Source organism: Methylibium sp. T29-B, assembly GCF_000576225.1.
Lineage (GTDB): Bacteria > Pseudomonadota > Gammaproteobacteria > Burkholderiales > Burkholderiaceae_C > Methylibium > Methylibium petroleiphilum.
The window spans coordinates 41338-60770 of sequence record NZ_AZSN01000002.1 but is presented as its reverse complement, the minus strand read 5'-3'; the positions used below and the strand labels follow the sequence as shown (position 1 = coordinate 60770).

Here is a 19433-nt window from a genome sequence, read left to right as displayed (position 1 = left end):
ACCATGGCGCAGCCTCCTTCGAGGAACGCAGCCCTGCAGCGGCTGCTGCGAGAAGTGCGGGCCTGCACGATCTGCACGGCCCACCTGCCCCTGCCGCCGCGGCCCGTGCTGCTGGCCGGTGCAACAGCGCGCATCCTGATCGCAGGGCAGGCACCCGGGCGCAAGGTGGCGGCCAGCGGTGTGCCGTTCGACGACGCGAGCGGCGACCGGCTGCGCGCCTGGATGGGCATCGACAAGGCGACGTTCCACGACCCGGCTTCATCGCCATCCTGCCGATGGGCTTCTGCTATCCGGTGCCGGCATCAGCGGCGACCTGCCGCCGCGGCCCGAATGCGCCGCGACGTGGCGGGCGCGATTGCTCGAGCAGCTGCCCTCGATCGAACTGACGCTGGTGATCGGCACGTACGCGCAAGCCTGGCACCTGAAGCCGGCCGGCGGCGGCGCGAACCTGACCGCGACCGTGGGGGCCTGGCGCGAGCACGGGGCGCGAGTGCTGCCGCTGCCGCACCCGAGCCCGCGCAACAACGGATGGCTCCAGCGAAATCCCTGGTTCGAAGCGGACGTGCTGCCCGAGCTGAAGGAACGCGTGCGCGCGCTGCGGGGCCGGTAACCGGAAGATCAGTTTGTCACGTGCAGCCACCTGGCGGCATCCAAGGACCAGGCACCCCGACACATGCCGTCGTGTCGATGGCGGGAGTGCCCAACTCCACAGGCCAAGGACCACGCCATGAACACATCACAGCCCTTCACGACCCACGGACACCGCGCCCACCGAACGGCGCCATCGCTGCGTTGCTCGGCGCTGCGGGCCATGCCCTTGCTGGGCATGTGCACCGCCGCCGTCATCCTGGCGACCGCGTGCGGCGGATCCTCCGATGACGGGGCAGCCGACGCGGCCGCGCTGGTCGAGCAGGGCCGCCAGACCTTCCGCTACGAGACCTTCGGCGACGAAGCCAAATGGACCGATGCGCTGCGCATGCACGAGGTGATCAGCGCCGCCGTCGACCCGGTGACCGCGCTGTCGGTCGGACTCAAGGTGGATGCCCAGGCGCTGCCCGCCGCCGTGGTGGACGGCATCCGCAATGGCTCGATCGACCTGACGCAGCCGGCCACCACGATCGCGCTGCTCAAGCTCGATGCGGTGGTCGGCCTCAAGGCCAGCGTCGAGACGGTGAACGGCCAGGACGTGCTCAAGCGCGTCGGCATCACCTGCGCGCTGTGCCACTCGACCGTGGACGACTCCTTCGCGCCCGGCATCGGCAAGCGCCAGGACGGCTGGCCCAACCGCGACCTGAACCCGGGCGCCATCATCGCGTTGTCGCCGACGCTCGACGCGACGACCCGGCAGATGTTCAATGCCTGGGGCAAGGGCAGGTTCGATCCGCGACAGAACATCGACGGGCTGAGCAAGCCGGTCGTGATCCCGCCGGCCTACGGGTTGGCGGGACTGCACAGCGTGACCTTCACCGGCGACGGCAACGAGCTGGCCTACTGGAACCGCTACGTGGCGGTGGCGAGATGGGCGGGCTGGGCTCGGTGGTGGAGCCACGCCTGAACCTGAACCTCACCAACGGCACCGAGGACCGCGTGTCGAGCAAGCTGCCGGCCTTGCAGGCGTACCAGCTGTCGCTGGGGGCCCCGGCGGCGCCGGCCGGCAGTTTCGATGTTGCGGCCGCCGCTCGCGGCAAGCTGGTGTTCGAGGGCGTCGGCACCTGCGCGACCTGCCACAGTGGCCCGCTCTTCACGGATGCCAACACGCGGCTGCACCCCGCGAGCGATTCGATGGCCGAACCGGAAGCGCCGAGCTACGCATCGCGTTCCGCCACGAAGCAGTACCGCACCTCGCCTCTCAAGGGCCTGTGGCAGCACGCGCCGTATTTCCACGATGGCTCGGCGGCCACCTTGAGCGACGTGGTTCGCACCTACGACCGCAAGCGGGGCCTGGGGCTCACAGAGCAGCAGGTGGGCGACCTGAGCGAGTACCTGAAGTCCCTGTGATAGCACTCGCGGCAAGTGGCGCGGAGGGGCGCCTGGCAGGTCATGCATAGTCGGCGCACCGAGCACATGCGGTGAGGGTCGTGCACCGCTACTTGCCAAGCAATACGCCTACATCCCAGTGCGACATCATCTTGAGGAATTGCTCGGACCAGGCAACGCCGATAGACTTGTGAGATGGGTTCCATTGCGTCCACGTCCGCGTTCGGCGGTGCATTCTGCGAGGCGGCATGTTTTGCTGCTGAGTCGCTGTGCACGCCGCAGTTGCGTGCCGGGATGGGGACTCACACCCGTCAGCCGGCCGCACATCCTTAGGCCCGGCGATCACCACCACACCATTTGCGCAAACTTCAGATCGCCGGGCTCCTAGCCCGCGCGTAGATGCGTGTCTCCGATCCGGAGGCACTCAGCTTGACACTGAAGGAATGCCCCGTGGAAGTGATCACCCTCGAGCGCACGCTCACTGAACTGGACCATGTCCGCCTCCTGAACCTGCTCCGCCGCGATGCACGCGGTGACGGGTCACCCCAGCAAGTCCGTGCCATCGAAGACGTCCTGGAAGCCTCTGCGCTCGTTCCATCGCGCGAGGTGGCACCCGACGTCGTGACGATGTATTCGCAGGTCCTGCTGCAGGACTCCCAGACCGGCCAGCGAAACACGCTGACCCTGTGTTACCCCGCGGACGCCGAGCCGGCGGTTGGATTCGTGTCGGTGCTGTCCCCGGTCGGCAGTGCCCTGCTCGGCCTGCGGGTCGGCAGCATTGCTCGCTGGTCTACCCCTGCCGGCGACGAAAGGCGGCCGAGATTCTGGCCATCCTCTTCCAGCCCGAGTCGAGCGGCGACTACGCGATGTAGCCGTCGCGTGCAGCCTTCGGACTGCACATCACGATCGTGGCGACGACGGGCCTGAATGCCACCTCTGGGGCGATGCACATCGCTCCGTAGGCACACGCTCGTCTGCCGCCTGTCGGAACACGACTGTTCTCGAGGAGACACAGATGACGTCACTCACATCCATTCTGGCGGCAACCGATTTTTCGGTTGACGGTAACAACGCGGTGCGCCGCGCAGCGTTGTTGGCGCATGAGCACGGAGCCCACCTTCGCATCCTTCACGTTCTGAATGCTGCAGGCTGCAAACCGCTGCGCGACTGGTTCTCACCGACGTTGGACCTGGATCTCAAGGCCTCACAGGCGCGCGACGCACTGCGCCGCCTGGCCGTCGAGGTATCGGGTGCCTACGACTTGACTGCCAGCGTCGAGGTCATCGTCGGCGACCCGTTCGAGACCCTGATGCAGGCGTCGGAGCATGTCGACCTGGTGGTGCTCGGACAGCGCGGCCACGGCCGCTTCAAGGGATTGCTCGCCGGCAGAACCGTGGATCGCATGATCCGAACCTGCCGGCGTCCCGTCCTCGTCGTCAAGACCGCGGTGCAAGGGACCTATCGGCGAGTCCTGGTACCGATCGACTTCACGGCGTCGTCGGATGCGGCGATTCGCGTCGCTGACCGGATGCGCCGCGCGGAAGGCATGCATGTGTTCCACGCCATCAACTCCAAGCGCGAGGCTGTGATGCGCGGTGTGCCCGGGCACGTCATCAGGGAAACGCACCTGATGGAAGAAGGAGCGACCAATGCTCGCATGCGTCGCCAGGTCGCCAGACTCGGCCTGGACAGCACGCCCATGAACTATGCGCTGGCGTACGGGTCACCGGCGCGCGCGACCCTGCGTCACGCCCACAGGCTCGGCGCCGACCTCATCGTCGCCGGGAAACAGGGTCGTTCAACCTTGGGCAACTTCCTTCTCGGCAGCGTCAGCAGCCGCGTCCTGTCCGAGGCGACTTGCGACATGTTGATCGCGCCGCGGCGCCGGGACAGTTCTCCGCCACAGGCTGCGAAAACGGTCGCGCCTCGACCGAACTCGGAGCACTACATCGACAACGCAGCCCTCGCTCAGAGCGCGGCAGCGCATGCCGGGGCATTGACTCAGGGCCATTGGATCCACAACAAGGCGCGATTCGTGTCGCGGAGATCGTCATGAGCCTGATGCAAATGCCGTGGATTGCCCTGTTGGACATGCAGCCGCAGTGGAGTCACCAGATCGCGTGGTTCGTCTACGGATGGGTCGAGCGCGAACAGCTCCTGAACGTGACCGCCTGTGCGCAGTGGTGAGGGCAAGACGACGGCTCTGCGCGGTGGGCAGTTCGCCGAGTTGCAGGAGTACCTGCAGACGGTGAACAGCGCCATCGTCGACGTTGGCGCCAGCAACGTCGATCAGCTGCTGTTGCTGATGCAGAGCTACCGCGGCAGCCACGAGGACTTCGACTGCTTCGTCGTACCGACGGTGCCGCCCCTGAAGCAGCAGCAGGACACCATCGCGACGTTGATCGATCTGTCGCGCCTGGGCGTCCCGCCGTCGCGACTGAAGATCCTGTTCAACATGACAGAGCCTGGCCGGTCCGTCGAGCAGACCTTCTACCTCTTGCTGGCCTACCTCGCCCAGCACCCGATCGCCGTTCCCGATGCGGCATGCAGCCTGGGCGCGAACGAGATCTACGGTCGGATCCGGGGGATCAAGTCGGACCTTGGATCCCTGGCGCGCGACACCACGGACTACAAGTCGCTGATTGCCAAGGCCAAGGACGCCACCGAGAAGCTGGCCCTGGCCCAGAAGCTCGCGACGCGCCGACTCGCCACCGGCGTGGTGCTGGAGCTCGATGCCTGCTTCGCAGCACTGGACCTCCACGCGCTTTCGGCGGGTGCTTCGCCAACCGAGACGAGCGCGGAAGCGTGAATGACCTGACCACCGCGCGCGAGGCGCTCGTGGCCGAAGCGCTTGGCGAGATCGCCCAGGTGGCGGAAAGGCTGGAGACCGTCGTTCCAGCCGTGGACGCGAGCCGGGAAGCGCTCATGCAGGCCAGCGCGACCCTCTCGGATCAACTGACGTCATTGGAGGCACGGATGACGGCCATTGCCGAAAACGCCAAGGGCGTGGCGATCCGGCACATTGCGCAGCGCACCGACGAGTTGGCGCGAAGCGCGGGTGAGGCGCAGGTGCGAGCAATGCAGAGCGCCGCGACGACCTTGTTCCGAGAGGAGTTGCAGCCTGTCCTGCAGCGCCTCGCCGGTTCACTTCAGGAACAGCGGCGCCTCGCGCGCTTCGAGAGCTGGCTGACTCACGTCGCCGCGGCGCTCTTGGCATCGGCGCTGAGTTGGGCGATAGCGGCCTGGATGTGGGCGCGTTGAAGCATTGCTGGAGTTCAACGCGCGCAGATGCAGGCGCGCGCGGCGCGCTCAGTGATAGTCGTCCTCGAGCTGATGACGCACGGCCAGGACCGTCACCGTCGCCGCATCCTCGATCTCGAAGAGCGCCACGTAGCCGCTGCTTCCAAAGGGGATGAGCAGTTCGCGCAGGAAAGGGTCGTCGTCGGCCTTGCGATAGATGAAAGGCGAGCGCTTCAGGCTCTCGACCGCGTCGGTGATCGCACCCAGTGCCCGCTCGGCGAGATCGAGGTCCTCGACCGTCGTGGCGCGATCGAGCAGGTACTCGTAGAGCCGCGTCAGGTCATCCCGGGCCGACGCGCTGTACCGGACGGCAAAGCTCACGCACGGGCCTTCTTCTGCAGCCTCGTTCGGGCCTGGGCCAGCTTCTTGGCCAGCTCGGCGTGAACCACGTCGGCGTCGATGTACACACCCGTGCGCTTGGCCTCCTCGCGCGAGGCCAGGCCACGCGCGATGAACTCGGCACGGACGCGGCGTCGCTGGATCGTCTCCCGCACCGATGCCTCGATGAAGCCCGACAGCGTCTCGCCTTCCTGGAGGACGCTCTCGGCGGCTTCGCGCAGTTCGGGCTCGACGCGCAGCGACGGCAGTGTGGCGGATTTCATGGTGGGCAGTCAGCGCGTTGCAGTTGCGATGCATTCTACGCGGACCGTCCGTCCACCGCCAGATGCGGGCAGCAGCGTCGACGCAGCGCAGGCAGCAGGCTGCCTGGCGCGCACCCCTCGATGGGGTGCCGCCGGGCCACGCGAGCCGGCCGACACGCAGTGGAGGCCGGCGAGCGGCCGTACGGCTCGTCTCGCGGCGCAGCACGCGTGGCGGTCGATGCTGGGGCGATCTTCCGCCTCGCAATCAAGATCGTTCCGGCCAGCGAAGGCCCCAGCTCTCGATGACGGCTCGCACGCGGGCGTCACCGTCGGGGATGAGCGTGTGCAGGTCGGCTCGGCCCCAGCGCAGCGCGTCGAGGCAGCACAGCATGTCGTCGCTGATGGCGATGTCGACGGCGCGCAGCTCGAACAGGTCGAACGGAAAGGCCCGGCCGTTGTACGTCGCGGCCAGGAAGCGCGCGACGCGCGGGATCTGGCCGGAGTCTCGCTCCTCGGCCAGCTCGAGCAGTCGCGCGAACGCCTGAGCTCCTGCCTGGGTCGCCTTGCGCGACCGGGTGTCGAATTCCGTGAGCGCGGCTTCAATCGCATCGGGACTCATCGGCGCCTCCTCGGATGGAGTGGGAAGACCAGCCCGATGGTCGGGCCGGTGCAGCACTGCGAGCGCGCCAGATTCGGGGCGGAATCTGGCGGGCTCGGGCGGCCGGGTCAGCCCTTCAGCTTGCGCATCTCCTCGGCCAGCATCCACAGCGCACGGTTCAGGCTCACGCCGCGGTCGATGCTGCCCACGGGGCGGGTCTGCAGCCGGCGCCCCTGCGCGCTGCGGCCGGGCTGCCCGCCGCGGATCACGTTCTCCTGCACGCGTTGGAACGTCGTCCAGAGGCTGTGTCCGATGTCCTCGGGCCGGCGCGCCTCGATGAGCTGCTCGGCCGTCACCGGCGCAGGCGCGTGGCCGCCGCCCTCCTCCACCGTGTGCTCGCCGAAGCGCAGTGCCAGGGCGGCCGTCGCGAAGGCGATCTCCTCGGGCGGCTGGAGCTGCAGCGCCTTCATCGCCTCGGTGTGCTCGTTCACGGCCTCGAACTCGTCGAGCACGCGGAACGCGCCTTCGATCACCTCGCCCTGGATGTTGCCCTTGTGCGGGATGCGGATGTCGTCCACCACCTCGCCCACCACCAGGCCGTTGCAGCAGACGAAGCGGAACATGCCGGCCAGCATCTGGTAAGAACTGGCGCCGTCGTGGCTGTTGATCAGGATGATCTCGTTCGCCTCGGGCCGGGTCTGCACCTGTCCGGCGTGGCGCATGCGGATCATGTGCTTGGTGAACTCCGCCTTGCCCTCGACGCGGCTGGCACCCTGGGCGACCATGAAGGGCTCGAAGCCCTCCTTGCGCAGGCCGCGCAGGACATCGATGGTGGGGATGTAGGTGTAGCGCTCGGAGCGGCTCGCGTGCTTGCCCTCGGCGAAGATGGACGGCGCCGCGGCGCGCATCTGGTCTTCGCTCAGGGGCTGGTCACCGCGCATCACGCGGGTGTTGCGGGCAAAGCGGGTCGCCAGGGTCGGGGTCGAGTACATGATGGTTTCCTTCGATCGTTGAGTGTTCGAAGGGCGGGCGCGGCTCGGTTGTTTGTGGACCAGCTTCACGCCTACCCTATGAGGGTTCAGGCGTCGGCGTGCGCCGGCTGGCGCGCGCTGCGGGGCTTGCGGCTCGCAGCCGGGGCGCTGGGGCGCTCGGCGCTGGTGGTGCCGCCTTCGGCACCGGGTCGCCGTTGCGGCGGGCTTCGCTCTCGGCGCGGCTGTCGAGATAGTCGATCTCCTCGGCCGTGAACGCCATGCCGTAGACGGTCTCGCCGTCCTTCTCGTAGTTGTTGTTGCGCAGCCGGCCGACGATGTTGACGTGCGAGCCCTTGCCCAGGTACTCGGCCGCGTTCTCGGCCTGCTTGCCCCACAGCGTCCACTGGATCGCGGTGGATTCCTCCTCGCGGGCTTCACCCGAACCGCGCCGCGTGTTGCTGATCGCGGTCAGCACGGCCTTGGCGATCTTGCCTTCGCGGCCGTTGACGAATTCGAGCTTGACGGCCCCGGCCAGGTGCGCGTGACGCTGGATGACAGAAACGTTCGCCATGACGATCTCCGATCGAGAGCAACCAGCCGGGTCCCGGTCCGGGTTCCCTGAAAACTGATCCTCTCGCTCGGACTTCCTCGCTCCCGCCCACGGGCGGGCGGGGGGTGGGCATGGCCCCTTTCCTCACGGGAAGGGGTTGGGGGATGGGGTGGGGTTGTTCGCAGCCGAAGCAGTGAGCCGGTTTCCCGGCCCACCGCTTGAAGATCCCCCCACAAGTCCCCCTCACTGGTTGACGGGGGCGCGTGGGGGGAGCGCGGTGGGACGACTGGCGCACGGGCTGCCTCCTCCCCCAGGGCGGCGCAGCGTCGCGGCCGCCGTGCCAGCCCCGCCTGGCACAGCGTCTGCAGCGCAGCCGACCCCACGATCACGAGCAGCGGCGGCTCTGCGGCCGACGTGCCACCGAGCGCAGCGAATGGCGCGGCGGTCGAGCCGCTGCGAGCATCTGTCTGCCTTGCGGCATTCAGCGGCCCGGCTCCGGGCATGGCGGGTGACCGGGGTGGCGATCTGGCCGGCGCCGCACCGAGCGCAGCGACCTGCAAGCCGGTCAGTTCGCCAAGCGGGCCTCGTTCACGCGCAGCGTGAAGGGAACAGGGCCCGCGATCCCCGGGCACGGGAAAGGGCCGCCGCGTGTCTCAGCCGGCTCTGCCGGCCTGACCGCGTTGCGTCAGGGATGGAAGCCCGTCAGGGGCGAGACGCCGGTACCCCGGCGGCTCGACGCGCAGCGCGACAGCCCGGCCCCGCACAGCGGGGAGACGCCCAGGCCCACCAGGACCTGCATGCACCCGCTGCTGCACATCGGCCGCGCTCGAATCGATCAATCTCAACGTGGCGGGCCAACGACACCTCGCCCGGAGGCATTGCCATGCATCCAACGGGACCGGGAGACCACTACCTCGAACTCGAGCGACAACGACGCCGATGGCACAGGCCGCGCAGTGCGGATCACCGCCTCAGGTCGCCAACGAGACGCTCAGCGCGAACAGCACGACGAAGATCCATCCGCCTGAATCGGCGGGCACTTGTGGGTGCCAAAGGAGCAGAACACACAGCAGTCGCCCGCCTTCGGACGCAACACCACTTTGCAGCGCTCGCACTCGTAGAACCACTGGCAGGCGTCGGTCGGCATCGTTTCCTCCTTCGCATGGCCGCACTGCGGACAGGTCACGACAGACTGAAGAACGATCGCGCCCACCTCACTGACCCTGGTTCACGGACGAAGGGAACCCCGCGTCGGCCGTGGCCCGCGCGAGTGCCTCTGGCGAGGTCTTCGCGGGATCGAACGCCACGATCGCCCGCTTGCTCTTGAAGTCGACCTTGGCGTTCTCGACGCCCGGCACCTTCTCCAGGGCCTTGCGGACGGTGATCGGGCACACCGCGCAGTCCATCTTGGTCACGTCCAGCGTGACGGTGCGGGAGCCCGCAGCCGCGGTTCCGGCAGACGCGAGCAGGCCAGCCATCAGGATTGGGACGAGCTTCATGGGTTCACCTCAGTAGAAGAGCGGCGCATACACGGGAAAGGACATCAGGGCTGCGGCCGCGACCGCGACGACCCAGAAGATGCCGCGCTGCCTGCGGCGCACGGCCGGGGCCGCGCAGGCCTCGCCGGGCTCGCAGTTCTCCGGCGCGCGGTAGAGCCTGACGAAGGCATGGCCGAAGAAGGTCAGCGCGGCTGCAATGAAGTACGGCTGGTAGGCCTCCAGGGCGACCAGCCGCGAACCCCAGGCGCCGCCGATGCCGAGTACCACCAGCAGCAGCGGCCCGGCGCAGCAGGCCGATGCGCCGATAGCGGCGGCAACGCCGCTCAGCATCGAGCCGGATGTGGTCCAGGGTCGTAACACGCAGGTTCCTGTCAACTTGGATCCGCGCTAGTCTAGGTACGTACCTGAGTACGGAGTCAAGCCCATGAGAGAACAGATGTCGATTGGCCAGCTCGCTGCAGCGGCGGGGGTCAACGTCGAGACGGTCCGCTACTACCAGCGTCGCAAGCTGCTGGCTGTCCCCGACCGCCCGGCTGGCGGCATCGGTAGGTATGCGCCACCGGCGCTGACCCGGCTTCGGTTCATCAAGCGCGCCCAGTCGCTGGGGTTCACCCTCGATGACGTGCAGGCGCTGCTGTCGCTCGACGATGGTCGGGGATGCTCGGCAGCGCGCCAGATCGGCGAGGACAAGCTGGCAGACGTGCGGCAACGCCTGCAGGCCCTGCGGGTGCTCGAAGGAGCCTTGCAGGAACTGGTGAGTCGCTGCGCGACCACGAAGCGCAAGGTGAACTGCCCGTTGATCGAAGCCTTGATGCAAACGGAGGATCTGCCGTCCTGACCGAAGGGCAGCGGTGCCGGCAGCACATCCGATCGAACTGAGTCCTGCGGCGGAAGCGCCCTGCTCCGGTGTGTGAACCACGAGGGCACGGAAGCTCTTGACAACTATTGATAGTCGCAAGCAGCATTGCGGCCATGAGTACCAACACCATGAGCTTCGCCCTGCCCGAAGCCATGCGCGACTATGTCGATCAACGCGTGCGCTCCGGCCAGTACGGCAACACCAGCGAGTACCTGCGCGAGCTGATCCGCCGCGACCAGGAAGAGCAGGCGAAGAAGCGCCTGCGCGAGCTGATCGAAGAGGGCCTGAACTCCGGCCCCGGCCAGGAGCTCACCCCCCATCGCGCCGCCCAGCTGAAGAAGCAGGCCCTGGGCAAGCCACGTTGAAGCGCGCCCACCTGCGCCCGCAGGCCGAGGCCGATCTGCTGGAAGCCACGAGGCACTACGCCAACGAAGGCAGTGTCGAGCTGGCCGAGCGCATGTTCGACGCCGCCATCGCCGCCCTCGAACCGATCGAGCGCATGCCCGGCATGGGCTCGCCCCGCCTGGGGCTGCTGTGCGAGATCCCGGGCCTGCGTTCCTGGCGCGTCACCGGCTTTCCCATGCAATGGCTCTACTTCGAGGCCACGGACCACCTGGACGTCGTCCGCCTGCTCGGCGATCGCCAGGACATCGTCGCCATCCTGAGCACCGATGAGTGACGGCGCCTGAAGCGCCCAGCCCTGCAACCCCCGAAACCCTCGCCGTGCCGACGCTGCTGTTCGAATTCGCCAACCCTGTCGCAGTGGCCGCCTGGCGTGCCATCGACGACCGCGTCATGGGCGGCGTCTCCCGCAGCACTCTCCGCCACGACCCGGCAGGACACGCCGTGTTTGAGGGCACCGTCTCCCTGGAGCGCCATGGCGGCTTCGCCTCCGTGCGGTCCAGCCCGGGTGAACGGGGTCTGCCGGGCGCGGCGGCCTGCCTGCTCGAGGTACGCGGCGACAAGAAGCAGTTCAAGCTCAGCCTGCTGACCGACGACGGCTTCGACAGCCTGAACTATCAAGCCGGCTTTGCTCCAGCAGGCAGCGATTGGCAGACCCTGCGCCTGCCGCTGGCCGACTTCCGCGCCAGCTTCCGTGGACACGAGATTGCCGATGCTCCACCACTCGACCCAGCGCGCATCCGCCAGGTCGGCCTGATGATCGCCGCCCGCCAGGCAGGCCCCTTCGCGCTCGACATCCGGAGGATCGGGCTCGCCTGATCAACGCCACGGAATAGCGAGAACGCAAGGGGCGCGCCCGGCGCCCCACCGCGCTCAGAGCAGTCCAAGCTCGGCAAACGAACGAACCTCGGCGCCCGCCACCACCAAGTGATCGAGCACCCGCACGTCCACCAGCGCCAACGCCGTCTTCAGCGTCTGCGTCAGGAACTCGTCGGCACGGCTCGGTTCGGCCGCACCCGAAGGGTGGTTGTGCGCCAGGATCACCGCCGCAGCGTTGCAGGCCAGCGCCTCCTTGACCACCTCGCGCGGGTAGACCGAGGTCTGCGTCACCGTGCCGCGGAACATCTGCTTCAGCTCGATGATCCGGTGCTGTGCATCGAGGAACAGCACGCAGAACACCTCGTGCTCCAGCGCCCCGATCTCCAGCCGCAGATGGTCCTTCACCGCCTGCGGCGACGACATCGTGGCACCGCGCCGCACGCGGTGGGCCAGCACGCGCCGCGCGTGGCTCAGTACCTCCTCGGCAAGCGCCGGTCGGTACTGGCCGTCGACATCGCGCACCAGCAGCGCATCGGTCGCAACGGCAGCGGAAGGATGAGTCGAAGAGGACGACATGGCGGACTCCGGTGTGTCGGGCGGGATTGCCCGAGACCGGAGCACCACGGCGCAGCGCAGCTGTCAGGGTTCGAAGACGGCCGCAGGCCGCAAGCGCTCGCCCCGCGAGCGCGCAGACCTTGACAGCGAGAACGGCGTGGTAGCGTGGGTCGACACGGCAAGCCCACTCGCCACGACGACTAGCAGTAACCTGTTGCCTCCTCAGCGAATGCTTGTCGGCGGAGTACTCAGAGAGGCTTGCCCTTGATGTAGCGGAACTCCTGGGTCTGCCCCGAGTAGCCCCATGCGTCGGCGTGCACCTCGTGGATGACGACGTAGCTGGCAGGCGCGAGTTCCCCCAGAAGCTCCGTCATGGCCTTGAAGACGGCCTCGACGTAGCGCGCCTTCTCGTTCTTGGTGTTCGTCCCTTCGGTCACCTTGATGTCGAGGTAGAAGGACGACAGGCCGGCCGGCAGCGCGCGGCCGCCGACGTACCAGGCTCCCGGTGCGGTGGCCGTGATCGCCACCGCCGTGAGCTCGGGCTTCTTGCCGAGCAACTCGGCGGTCAGACGGGTCAGCACTTCTGCGGCCTTGGCGGCCACGTCGGCGGACGGTGCCGTCGGCAGGTTCAGGTTCAGGTAGGGCATGGTGAGTGTGATGTCAGCGGTTGAGGGAGGCCGGGACACCTCTGGGCGGCTCGACCGTTGGTGACGGCACAGCCGGCCGTCGCGGGGGACTCGAAAACGTCGTCGTCGATCATTCGGCCGGTCGGTCCAGCAAGAGGCCGCTGCGGATCATTTGCTGCCGGACAGCGTCCATGCCGCCTTCGTACTCCCAGTACATCAGGCGGCCGTGCGAGCCGGTCACCAGGACGTACTGCTCGCTCACAGACTGGATGCGCTCGGTGGCGATGATCTTGTCGGTCCACGCCCCGTCCTCGACCCGCTCGACGACTTCGCGGTTGTCCGGCGTGTAGCCGTGGACCACCAGGCAGGACCGCACTCGCAGCGAGATGAACTTCATGCCGGCCTCCCATGCTGCGAGCGTCGCCGGGTTGCGGCGCGTCCTTTCGCGGCGGCGGCGAGCCTGTGTTCGGTCTGCACGGCGATGACGACGGCACTCATGGCAAGAATCTCGTTGCAGGGCGGTCCGGACGGCCCGCCTGAGACGAACTTTCAAGCTTGTCACTGCCGGAAGGTCAAGGCCTGGGCGACGGCGCACCTGCCGGTTCGGAGCACCCGATGGCGCAGTGGGCTCAGGGCATCGTCATGGCGTGGGCCAGGTGCGTGTAGACCGCGCCGACCCGTCGGAGATGGCGTGACTCCGGATGCGTCAGCAGCCACAGCTCCGTCTCCGACTCGTCGAGCGGCTCCGTCAGACGAACGACGTCCCGACGCCCCGCGGCCAGGAACAGCGGCACGATGCCGACGCCCAGGCCCAGCGCGACCAGTTCCAGCACCGACAGGATGCTGTTGACCCGGTAGCGCGGCGCCACCTTGGGAAAGTGGCGCTTGCGCCAAAGCACCGAAGGGTGCTCCGGCAGGGCATCGTCCGGAGCGATCCAGTCCGCCTTGCCGGCCTCGACATCGGCGAAGCTGCGCACCCTGCCCTTCGCGGCCGCATACAGCGCCACACGGATCGGCCCGATGCGCTTGCCCACGAGGTGCTGTGGCGGCCGCTTCGTGGCCCGGACGGCGATGTCGGCGTCGCGGCGGGTCAGGCTGGCCAGCTCGTTGCCCGTGTGGAGCTCGTAGCTCAGCAGGGGGTGCTGCGCCTGCAGCGACTTCAGCGCCGGTGCGATCAGGCCGTGCAGGATGGTGTCGGTCGTCGTGATGCGCACGCTGCCGGAGATCTGCGCGGGCGCCGACTCGACGCAGGCCCGTGCCGCGTCCAGCGCCGCCTCCAACTGCTCGGCATGCCCCGCCAGCTGGGTGGCCAGCTCGGTGGCGAGATAGCCCGAGCGGGTGCGCTCGAACAAGGGCCGGCCCAGACCGCGCTCGATGCGCTGCAGCGAACGGAACACCGTGGACGCGTCCACCCCGAGCCGCTCGCCCGCCGTCGCGAGCGTTCCACCACGCGCCAGCGCGAGAACGACGTCGAGGTCGCTGGGACTCATCTGGTATTGCGTCGCTGCAATCATCGTTTGCTTCTCCAACTATTCTGCTTGCTTCTTCGCAATCCTACAGTGAAGGTCTTCACCACCCGATCGGAGTTCCGCCATGCAAACCCTTCCTTCCTCCACCCAGCTCGGCATCACGGTCCTGCGCGTCAGCCTGGGCCTGATGTGGATCGCCCACGCGCTGCTCAAGCTGCTCGTCTTCACCCTGCCGGGCACGGCGCAGTACTTCGCGAGCATCGGCTTCGCCGGCGTGCTGGCCTACCCTGTGTTCGCCGCCGAACTGCTGGGCGGCATCGCCCTGCTGCTGGGCCTCTATGCGCGGCAGGCGGCTCTGGCGCTGGTGCCGGTGATGGCTGTGGCCGCCTGGGTGCACCTGCCCAACGGATGGGTCCACACCAGCAGCGGCGGCGGCTGGGAGTACCCGGTGTTCCTGATTGCCGCGTCCATCGCGCTGTGGCTGCTGGGGGACGGTGCCGCCGCGATCAAGCGAAGCCCGCTGTTGGTGCCCCGCTTCCGTTCCGCATGACCCTGTCTCGTCCATTGCATCCACGCACATCACAACCCAACCTGGAGAACGATCCATGAAGCTCTACTACGCACCCGGCGCCTGCTCGCTGGCCGTCCACATCGCCTTGCGCGAGGTCGGCGCCCCGTTCGACGGCGTCGCCGTCGACCTCGCCCGGCACGTCACTGCAGACGGCACCAACTACTTCGACATCTCCCCGCGCGGCTACGTGCCCCTGCTGGAGTTCGACGACGGCTCGCGCCACACCGAGGTGGCGTCGCTGCTGCAGTACGTCGCGGACCTCGATCCCGCGCAGGCGTTGATCGGCGCGGCAGGCTCAGCCCGTCGTCTGATGGTTGTCGAGTGGCTGACCTTCGTCAGCACCGAACTGCACAAGGTCTTCAGCCCCTGGCTGTGGCACAAGGAGACCGCCGATTCGACCCGCCGTGCGGTCAAGGACAAGCTCGCCGAGCGTTTTGCCGAACTCGACCGCTTGTTGTCGCAGCAGGCGTTCCTCGCAGGTGAGTTCAGCGTCGCCGATGCCTACGCCTTCACCATCGTCAACTGGGCCAATTTCCTGGCCATGCCGCTGACGGCGTACCCGAACCTTCGGGCCTATCTCGACCGGGTCTCGCAACGGCCGCAGGTGCAGGCCGCGCTGGCGGCCGAAGGACTGACCAAGTGAGCGGGCCGTCACGAAACGCAAGCCTGGTGCTGGTGTCGCACGCCCTCTGCCCCTATGTGCAGCGGGCGGCCATCGTGCTGGCCGAGAAGGGCCTGCCCTTCGAGCGACGCGACATCGACCTGGCGAACAAGCCGGGCTGGTTCCTCGCGGTCTCGCCGCTGGGCAAGACGCCGGTGCTGCTGGTGGACGGTGCGCCGATCTTCGAGTCCGCCGTCATCTGCGAGTACCTCGAGGACACCGCGCTGCCCCGCCTGCACCCGCAGGACGCGGTGCAGCGTGCGCAGCACCGCGCGTGGATGGAGTTCGGCTCGGCGCTGCTGAACGCGATCGGCGCCTTCTACAACGCCCCGGACGAGGCCGCGCTGAAGGCGCGTGCCACCGACATCCAGGCGCGCTTCACGCAGCTCGAAGCCGAGCTCGGCGACGGGCCCTACTTCGCGGGCCCTGCCTTCGGCATGGTCGACGCGGCCTTCGCGCCGGCGTTCCGCTACTTCGACACCTTCGACCGGATCAGCGACTTCGGCTTCTCGACCGGAGTCCCGAAAGTGCAGCGCTGGCGCGAGGCGCTGGCCGTGCGGCCTTCGGTGGTCGAGGCGGTGTCGCCGACCTATGGCGAGCGGCTGCAAGGCTTCCTGCTTGCCCGCGGGTCTGCGCTGTCGCGCCGCATCGACGCCGCGATCGCGGCGGCGGCGGTCGCCTGATCAGACTGGCAGAGGCGAGAGGGCCTCGGCCGGCCGGCCGACAACCTCCCCGTGCGGCCGCGTTGACCGCGCCCGTACCGGGGCCAGCGTGGCCTGCGCGACCGCGAGGGGCTCGCTGCCTCGCGACGGGTCTTCCAGCACCGCGTGCACGAAGACCACGCTGCGCGCCGCCTTCGTGGCGCTGGCGCGGAAGATCAGCGACGGCGAGGCCATGGCGCGGCGCAGGTACTGGACCTGCAGCGTGAGGGTCGCGACCACCTCGGTGTCGACGTGACCCAGTGCAGCGAGAACGCAGGCCGCATCGAAGCCGGAGGCGATCATTCCACCGTTCAGCGCAGCGGTACCGGCACCGCCGAGGTGGCCGGGCGTGAGGCGCTCGAAGCGCACCACGGCCATGCCGTCGCCCTCGAACCGACCTGCCAGGCCGAGCCAGACGATTTCCGGCCGGCCGTGAAAGGCGGCCAGGCGCAGCGCCAGCGGCTCGGGCTCGATGGCGAAGGGCAACGCGAACGGCAGCGCGCTCATTGCCGCAGCATCCCGCTTTGGGCAACGACGAGGCGGATGCCTTGAAGCATCGCATCGGGCGCCCGGTATTCCGGGGCACCGCGCAACAGTGCCGCGGCATCGCCCAGCGCCGTGAGCTCCTGGAGCGCCTGGCTCGCTGCGTCGAGCTCTGAGGGGTCGACCGTCAGGCCTGGCACGGTGCGACCCCGGGCCGCGGCGGCGCGCTTGCCGGGGGTTTGCCGCACGCAGCGGCACGGCGCGTCCGCTCTCACGAGGCCGCAGCGCTCTGCCATGAAGCCGTGCACGGCCTGGCGTGCACGGGCCAGCCGCTGCCGGTGAGCGGCCGGCGTGATGCCCTGCACCTCGGCCGCGGCCGGGGACTCCAGGCCGAAGATCTCGTCCAGCACGTAGGCGAGCCGGCCCGGCGCGTCCAGGCAGGTCAGCATGGCCTGGGTGCAAGACAGCGCCGTGCGCCGAGCCTCGAGCTTGTCCTCGGGCGTCAGAGCCCGCTCGCCGAAGCCGATGCGCTCGGCGTACTCCAGTCCGCGGTCCAGCTGCTCGCCCAGCTCTTCGAAGCTGAGTTCGTGCCGGTGCGGCGAGCGGCTGCGCGCATTGATCAGATGGTTGCCGGCGATGCTGTAGACCCAGGTCCCGAAGGCGCTCTCGCCGCGCCAGCCACCGAGGTGCGTCGTGACCTTGAGCAGGATCTCCTGCGTAGCGTCCTGTGCGTCGTCGCGGCGCCCGAGCATTCGCACCGCGAGGTTGTAGACGGGCGTCTGGATCTGGCGCAGCACCGCTTCCAGTGCCAGCAGTTCCCCGCCCTGGGCGCGCAGGACGAGAGCCGCCTCGACTTCGATCTTCATCGCCCGCCCCCGTCACCGGCCCTGGGGCAGGTGCACGAACTCCACGCCGGTGTCGATGTCGACCTTGCGGTAGACCCGGTCGTTCAGTTCGACCACCACCCAGCGTGAAGCGCCCTCCGGACCGTCGACCTGGATCTGGGTCTGCTGCGGGTTGAGGAACTGCCATCGCCCGGCGACGACGCTGCCGTCGCGCAAGGTGCGCGAGCCGCTGCCGTCGGCGTGGTACCGAACCTGGACGACCGGTGACTTGTCGCTGATGTCCCGGCCGTTGGCGAGGATCTTCACGTCGAAGGGCTGCGCGGTGATGAGAGCAGTGCGGTCCATGGTGTCTCCTTGGGATGGAACGAAACAGGACTGCGGATGCGGCCCTATCTCCTTAGACACACCGGGTTCGGCAGCTGTGACATGAAGCGAGCAGTCGCAGCTTCAGGACTCGCGCTCGACCAGGTCAGTGATGACCCGAGCTGGCGTGGATGTTGCGCGTCCACGCCATCAAGTCCAGCGGGGCCGAGGCGGAAGCCTGCGGCCGTGCCGGGTGCGCCGCCCTGGCCGTGGACTTGCGCAGCGGCTGCCCGCCCACCGCACCCGGCGCGGGAGCCTCGGTGCTGCGGACCGCCAGCTCGTCGAGGATCGCGCAGTGCGGATCGTCGTCGCCGTGGCACGAGGTCACGAGCCGCTTCAGGGCGCGCTGCATCTCGGCCATCTCGCGCATCTTCTCTTCGATCGCATCGAGGTGTCCCTGGGCCAGGGCCTTCACCTCGCGGCTGGCGCGACGGTCGTCGCTCCACAGGCCCAGCAGGTTGGCGATCTGCTCCATGGAGAAGCCCAGCTGCCGCGACTGGCGGATGAATCGAAGGATGGAGACGTCGCGCTCGCTGTACTGGCGGTAGCCCGAGTCCGTGCGGGCGGCCGCCGGGACCAGGCCGATCTGCTCGTAGTGCCTGATCATCTTCGCCGAGACGCCTGCCGCCTCTGCGGCTTCACCGATGTTCATGAGTCGTGCCATGGATCCTCCGTGATGTGGGTGTTGCGCCTGGAAAAGAGTGTCAACCTTGTCATCGTGGCAAGGTCAAGCCCCCAGAACTCTTCCGATCACGACTCCATGAGTCTCGCGGTACCCGAGACACGGATCGAGCTGCCGGGCTCCGGCGGTATCTCGGCGCGCAGGCGGGAGGGCACGCCCATGTCCTCACCCTGCACGATGTCGATCGCGCCCTGGTGGGGCCATGCGATGTCGCGCAGGTAGCCCGCGAACGCAGCGGTGGCCGCGCCCGTGGCCGGGTCTTCGTAGACGCCGCCGGAGGCAAACGGATTGCGCGTGTGGAAGCGTTGCGCGGTCTCCGCGTGGGCCAGCAGGATCGTGACCCAGCCCTCCCGGTTCATCAGGCGGCGCCCCGCGTCGAGGTCGTACTTCATCGCAGCGAGCGCAGCGCGCGAACGGAGCGCGAGCACCAGGTGGTCGGCCCCGCCGTGCGCAACGGCGGGTGGGATGCGCGGGTCGAGATCGCCCTGCGTGTAGCCGAACAGGGCCAGGGCTTCGTCCACGACCGCAGGCGCCGCCGGCCGGCTGCGGGTGGGCGGCGATTGCAGCGCGGCCGCCACGCGGTCGCCGCTGCGACGACCCTCCACGGTGATCTCGGCGTTGTTGAGCGTCAGTGCGAAGACCCCGTCGCCGTGGCGCAGCGCCAGTGCTGCGCCCAGGGCGATCGTGGCGTGGCCGCAGAACGGCACCTCCGACTCCGGCGAGAAGTAGCGCACCCGCCAGCGGGGGCCGCTCGGCACCGCGAAGGCCGTCTCCGAGAACCCCACCTGCGCGGCGATGCCCTGCATGTTGGCCGCCTCGGGAAAGACCTCGCAGATTGCGACGCCGGCCGGGTTGCCGCCCACGTCGCCATCGGAGAACGCGGCAATCTTCTGGACTTTCATCGATGCTCCTTGATGGCTA

General features: G+C 68.4%; 31 protein-coding genes and 2 pseudogenes. 16 read left to right on the top strand and 17 right to left on the bottom strand.

All coding sequences use genetic code 11. From position 1 onward, the window contains the following. Positions 1 to 3: 3 nt before the first annotated feature. From Y694_RS26970 to Y694_RS00760, 9 genes and pseudogenes are all read left to right on the top strand, one after another. Positions 4 to 267: pseudogene (locus Y694_RS26970) on the top strand (uracil-DNA glycosylase family protein); the annotation flags it as partial. Positions 268 to 355: 88 nt separating this feature from the next. Continuing rightward, entirely contained in the window at positions 356 to 610 is a 255-nt protein-coding gene (locus tag Y694_RS26965) for a uracil-DNA glycosylase family protein (RefSeq protein WP_409072454.1), read from the top strand. A 117-nt stretch (positions 611 to 727) separates the two neighbouring features. Next, a complete protein-coding gene (locus tag Y694_RS25245) occupies positions 728 to 1555 on the top strand; it encodes a hypothetical protein (RefSeq protein WP_231497447.1) in 828 nt (275 codons plus the stop codon). After that, positions 1519 to 1998 (top strand): c-type cytochrome, encoded by a 480-nt coding sequence (locus Y694_RS25240; RefSeq protein ID WP_231497446.1) that lies wholly within the window; start codon positions 1519 to 1521, stop codon positions 1996 to 1998. The genes Y694_RS25245 and Y694_RS25240 overlap by 37 nt, the downstream gene beginning before the upstream one ends. 429 nt (positions 1999 to 2427) lie before the next feature. Further along, positions 2428 to 2904, top strand: a complete 477-nt coding sequence (locus Y694_RS22990) for a GreA/GreB family elongation factor (RefSeq protein ID WP_310732182.1) — start codon at positions 2428 to 2430, stop codon at positions 2902 to 2904. An 88-nt stretch (positions 2905 to 2992) separates the two neighbouring features. After that, the gene (locus Y694_RS00770; RefSeq protein WP_081782171.1) at positions 2993 to 4033 is read left to right on the top strand and encodes a universal stress protein; all 1041 of its coding nucleotides are present in this window, start codon (positions 2993 to 2995) and stop codon (positions 4031 to 4033) included. Then, positions 4030 to 4164, top strand: coding sequence for a hypothetical protein (locus Y694_RS26380; RefSeq protein ID WP_255343754.1), 135 nt, complete (start codon positions 4030 to 4032; stop codon positions 4162 to 4164). Before Y694_RS00770 ends, Y694_RS26380 begins: the two co-directional genes overlap by 4 nt. After that, positions 4151 to 4786 (top strand): hypothetical protein, encoded by a 636-nt coding sequence (locus tag Y694_RS00765; RefSeq protein WP_197028704.1) that lies wholly within the window; start codon positions 4151 to 4153, stop codon positions 4784 to 4786. The genes Y694_RS26380 and Y694_RS00765 overlap by 14 nt, the downstream gene beginning before the upstream one ends. Then, positions 4783 to 5238: a hypothetical protein gene (locus Y694_RS00760; RefSeq protein ID WP_036228900.1), complete on the top strand. Its 456-nt coding sequence runs from the start codon at positions 4783 to 4785 to the stop codon at positions 5236 to 5238. Before Y694_RS00765 ends, Y694_RS00760 begins: the two co-directional genes overlap by 4 nt. Before the next feature lie 48 nt (positions 5239 to 5286). On the opposite strand, the gene Y694_RS00755 is transcribed toward Y694_RS00760, so the two are convergent. The 8 genes from Y694_RS00755 to Y694_RS00725 all read right to left on the bottom strand — a co-directional run bounded on the left by Y694_RS00755 (position 5287) and on the right by Y694_RS00725 (position 9836). After that, positions 5287 to 5598: a type II toxin-antitoxin system RelE/ParE family toxin gene (locus Y694_RS00755; RefSeq protein WP_036228898.1), complete on the bottom strand. Its 312-nt coding sequence runs from the start codon at positions 5596 to 5598 to the stop codon at positions 5287 to 5289. Next, complete coding sequence (locus Y694_RS00750) at positions 5595 to 5879, bottom strand: YlcI/YnfO family protein (RefSeq protein ID WP_011829266.1); 285 nt, start codon at positions 5877 to 5879, stop codon at positions 5595 to 5597. The genes Y694_RS00755 and Y694_RS00750 overlap by 4 nt, the downstream gene beginning before the upstream one ends. Positions 5880 to 6123: 244 nt before the next feature. After that, a complete protein-coding gene (locus Y694_RS00745) occupies positions 6124 to 6534 on the bottom strand; it encodes a hypothetical protein (protein ID WP_231497445.1) in 411 nt (136 codons plus the stop codon). Between the two features lie 50 nt (positions 6535 to 6584). Next, on the bottom strand, positions 6585 to 7448 hold the full coding sequence (locus Y694_RS00740; RefSeq protein WP_036228891.1) for a DUF932 domain-containing protein: 864 nt from the start codon (positions 7446 to 7448) through the stop codon (positions 6585 to 6587). 76 nt (positions 7449 to 7524) lie between these two features. After that, positions 7525 to 7998: a single-stranded DNA-binding protein gene (locus Y694_RS00735; RefSeq protein ID WP_231497444.1), complete on the bottom strand. Its 474-nt coding sequence runs from the start codon at positions 7996 to 7998 to the stop codon at positions 7525 to 7527. Positions 7999 to 8968: 970 nt separating this feature from the next. Continuing rightward, positions 8969 to 9190, bottom strand: a complete 222-nt coding sequence (locus Y694_RS22985) for a GDCCVxC domain-containing (seleno)protein (protein WP_081771238.1) — start codon at positions 9188 to 9190, stop codon at positions 8969 to 8971. Position 9191: 1 nt separating this feature from the next. Then, a complete protein-coding gene (merP, locus tag Y694_RS00730) occupies positions 9192 to 9476 on the bottom strand; it encodes a mercury resistance system periplasmic binding protein MerP (RefSeq protein WP_011829262.1) in 285 nt (94 codons plus the stop codon). Between the two features lie 9 nt (positions 9477 to 9485). Next, the gene (locus Y694_RS00725) at positions 9486 to 9836 is read right to left on the bottom strand and encodes a mercuric transporter MerT family protein (RefSeq protein ID WP_011829261.1); all 351 of its coding nucleotides are present in this window, start codon (positions 9834 to 9836) and stop codon (positions 9486 to 9488) included. A gap of 64 nt (positions 9837 to 9900) precedes the next feature. Here Y694_RS00725 and Y694_RS00720 point away from each other — a divergent pair, with 64 nt between their 5' ends. The 4 genes from Y694_RS00720 to Y694_RS00705 all read left to right on the top strand — a co-directional run bounded on the left by Y694_RS00720 (position 9901) and on the right by Y694_RS00705 (position 11556). Next, positions 9901 to 10314, top strand: a complete 414-nt coding sequence (locus Y694_RS00720; protein WP_011829260.1) for a MerR family transcriptional regulator — start codon at positions 9901 to 9903, stop codon at positions 10312 to 10314. Positions 10315 to 10448: 134 nt separating this feature from the next. Beyond that, positions 10449 to 10700 (top strand): type II toxin-antitoxin system ParD family antitoxin, encoded by a 252-nt coding sequence (locus tag Y694_RS00715; protein ID WP_036228883.1) that lies wholly within the window; start codon positions 10449 to 10451, stop codon positions 10698 to 10700. Further along, positions 10697 to 11014, top strand: coding sequence for a type II toxin-antitoxin system RelE/ParE family toxin (locus Y694_RS00710; RefSeq protein ID WP_036228879.1), 318 nt, complete (start codon positions 10697 to 10699; stop codon positions 11012 to 11014). Before Y694_RS00715 ends, Y694_RS00710 begins: the two co-directional genes overlap by 4 nt. A 44-nt stretch (positions 11015 to 11058) precedes the next feature. Then, positions 11059 to 11556 (top strand): CIA30 family protein, encoded by a 498-nt coding sequence (locus tag Y694_RS00705; protein WP_049820785.1) that lies wholly within the window; start codon positions 11059 to 11061, stop codon positions 11554 to 11556. A 54-nt stretch (positions 11557 to 11610) separates the two neighbouring features. On the opposite strand, the gene radC is transcribed toward Y694_RS00705, so the two are convergent. The 4 genes from radC to Y694_RS00685 all read right to left on the bottom strand — a co-directional run bounded on the left by radC (position 11611) and on the right by Y694_RS00685 (position 14251). Then, complete coding sequence (gene radC, locus Y694_RS00700; protein ID WP_036228876.1) at positions 11611 to 12132, bottom strand: RadC family protein; 522 nt, start codon at positions 12130 to 12132, stop codon at positions 11611 to 11613. A gap of 227 nt (positions 12133 to 12359) precedes the next feature. Further along, positions 12360 to 12758, bottom strand: a complete 399-nt coding sequence (locus Y694_RS00695; RefSeq protein ID WP_036228873.1) for a tautomerase family protein — start codon at positions 12756 to 12758, stop codon at positions 12360 to 12362. Positions 12759 to 12867: 109 nt separating this feature from the next. Beyond that, positions 12868 to 13134 (bottom strand): hypothetical protein, encoded by a 267-nt coding sequence (locus Y694_RS00690; RefSeq protein ID WP_036228872.1) that lies wholly within the window; start codon positions 13132 to 13134, stop codon positions 12868 to 12870. Between the two features lie 232 nt (positions 13135 to 13366). Beyond that, positions 13367 to 14251 (bottom strand): LysR family transcriptional regulator, encoded by an 885-nt coding sequence (locus Y694_RS00685; protein WP_036228869.1) that lies wholly within the window; start codon positions 14249 to 14251, stop codon positions 13367 to 13369. A gap of 79 nt (positions 14252 to 14330) precedes the next feature. On the opposite strand from Y694_RS00685, the gene Y694_RS00680 reads away from it, so the two are divergent. The 3 genes from Y694_RS00680 to Y694_RS00670 are packed head-to-tail and all read left to right on the top strand — an operon-like array spanning position 14331 to position 16121. Continuing rightward, the gene (locus Y694_RS00680; RefSeq protein WP_051495447.1) at positions 14331 to 14756 is read left to right on the top strand and encodes a DoxX family protein; all 426 of its coding nucleotides are present in this window, start codon (positions 14331 to 14333) and stop codon (positions 14754 to 14756) included. A gap of 55 nt (positions 14757 to 14811) precedes the next feature. After that, complete coding sequence (gene gstA, locus Y694_RS00675; RefSeq protein WP_036228868.1) at positions 14812 to 15420, top strand: glutathione transferase GstA; 609 nt, start codon at positions 14812 to 14814, stop codon at positions 15418 to 15420. Positions 15421 to 15443: 23 nt separating this feature from the next. After that, entirely contained in the window at positions 15444 to 16121 is a 678-nt protein-coding gene (locus tag Y694_RS00670; RefSeq protein WP_409072456.1) for a glutathione S-transferase family protein, read from the top strand. Here Y694_RS00670 and Y694_RS00665 read toward each other — a convergent pair whose 3' ends face one another. From Y694_RS00665 to Y694_RS00645, 5 genes and pseudogenes are all read right to left on the bottom strand, one after another. Beyond that, positions 16122 to 16646, bottom strand: coding sequence for a PaaI family thioesterase (locus Y694_RS00665; protein ID WP_036228863.1), 525 nt, complete (start codon positions 16644 to 16646; stop codon positions 16122 to 16124). It abuts the gene before it with no gap. Then, a complete protein-coding gene (locus Y694_RS00660; RefSeq protein ID WP_036228861.1) occupies positions 16643 to 17488 on the bottom strand; it encodes an RNA polymerase sigma factor in 846 nt (281 codons plus the stop codon). The genes Y694_RS00665 and Y694_RS00660 overlap by 4 nt, the downstream gene beginning before the upstream one ends. A gap of 12 nt (positions 17489 to 17500) precedes the next feature. Beyond that, positions 17501 to 17812 carry a hypothetical protein gene (locus tag Y694_RS00655; RefSeq protein ID WP_036228858.1) on the bottom strand — a complete coding sequence of 104 codons (312 nt, stop codon included), beginning with the start codon at positions 17810 to 17812 and terminating at the stop codon, positions 17501 to 17503. Positions 17813 to 18098: 286 nt separating this feature from the next. Continuing rightward, positions 18099 to 18482, bottom strand: a pseudogene (gene cueR, locus Y694_RS00650) (Cu(I)-responsive transcriptional regulator); the annotation flags it as partial. A 98-nt stretch (positions 18483 to 18580) separates the two neighbouring features. Next, complete coding sequence (locus tag Y694_RS00645; protein ID WP_036228856.1) at positions 18581 to 19414, bottom strand: PhzF family phenazine biosynthesis protein; 834 nt, start codon at positions 19412 to 19414, stop codon at positions 18581 to 18583. Between the last annotated feature and the right edge of the window lie 19 nt (positions 19415 to 19433).

Excerpts from the sequence above, each read along its gene's own strand:
- radC (WP_036228876.1), bottom strand. The coding sequence starts at position 12,132 with ATGTCGTCCTCTTCGACTCATCCTTCCGCTGCCGTTGCGACCGATGCG.
- Y694_RS00680 (WP_051495447.1), top strand. The coding sequence starts at position 14,331 with ATGCAAACCCTTCCTTCCTCCACCCAGCTCGGCATCACGGTCCTGCGC.
- Y694_RS00715 (WP_036228883.1), top strand. The coding sequence starts at position 10,449 with ATGAGTACCAACACCATGAGCTTCGCCCTGCCCGAAGCCATGCGCGAC.
- Y694_RS00740 (WP_036228891.1), bottom strand. The coding sequence starts at position 7,448 with ATGTACTCGACCCCGACCCTGGCGACCCGCTTTGCCCGCAACACCCGC.
- gstA (WP_036228868.1), top strand. The coding sequence starts at position 14,812 with ATGAAGCTCTACTACGCACCCGGCGCCTGCTCGCTGGCCGTCCACATC.
- Y694_RS00750 (WP_011829266.1), bottom strand. The coding sequence starts at position 5,879 with ATGAAATCCGCCACACTGCCGTCGCTGCGCGTCGAGCCCGAACTGCGC.
- Y694_RS00720 (WP_011829260.1), top strand. The coding sequence starts at position 9,901 with ATGAGAGAACAGATGTCGATTGGCCAGCTCGCTGCAGCGGCGGGGGTC.
- Y694_RS00690 (WP_036228872.1), bottom strand. The coding sequence starts at position 13,134 with ATGAAGTTCATCTCGCTGCGAGTGCGGTCCTGCCTGGTGGTCCACGGC.
- Y694_RS00660 (WP_036228861.1), bottom strand. The coding sequence starts at position 17,488 with ATGAAGATCGAAGTCGAGGCGGCTCTCGTCCTGCGCGCCCAGGGCGGG.
- Y694_RS00695 (WP_036228873.1), bottom strand. The coding sequence starts at position 12,758 with ATGCCCTACCTGAACCTGAACCTGCCGACGGCACCGTCCGCCGACGTG.
- Y694_RS00770 (WP_081782171.1), top strand. The coding sequence starts at position 2,993 with ATGACGTCACTCACATCCATTCTGGCGGCAACCGATTTTTCGGTTGAC.
- Y694_RS00645 (WP_036228856.1), bottom strand. The coding sequence starts at position 19,414 with ATGAAAGTCCAGAAGATTGCCGCGTTCTCCGATGGCGACGTGGGCGGC.
- Y694_RS26380 (WP_255343754.1), top strand. The coding sequence starts at position 4,030 with ATGAGCCTGATGCAAATGCCGTGGATTGCCCTGTTGGACATGCAGCCG.
- merP (WP_011829262.1), bottom strand. The coding sequence starts at position 9,476 with ATGAAGCTCGTCCCAATCCTGATGGCTGGCCTGCTCGCGTCTGCCGGA.
- Y694_RS25240 (WP_231497446.1), top strand. The coding sequence starts at position 1,519 with ATGGGCGGGCTGGGCTCGGTGGTGGAGCCACGCCTGAACCTGAACCTC.
- Y694_RS00735 (WP_231497444.1), bottom strand. The coding sequence starts at position 7,998 with ATGGCGAACGTTTCTGTCATCCAGCGTCACGCGCACCTGGCCGGGGCC.
- Y694_RS25245 (WP_231497447.1), top strand. The coding sequence starts at position 728 with ATGAACACATCACAGCCCTTCACGACCCACGGACACCGCGCCCACCGA.
- Y694_RS00665 (WP_036228863.1), bottom strand. The coding sequence starts at position 16,646 with ATGAGCGCGCTGCCGTTCGCGTTGCCCTTCGCCATCGAGCCCGAGCCG.
- Y694_RS00685 (WP_036228869.1), bottom strand. The coding sequence starts at position 14,251 with ATGATTGCAGCGACGCAATACCAGATGAGTCCCAGCGACCTCGACGTC.
- Y694_RS00655 (WP_036228858.1), bottom strand. The coding sequence starts at position 17,812 with ATGGACCGCACTGCTCTCATCACCGCGCAGCCCTTCGACGTGAAGATC.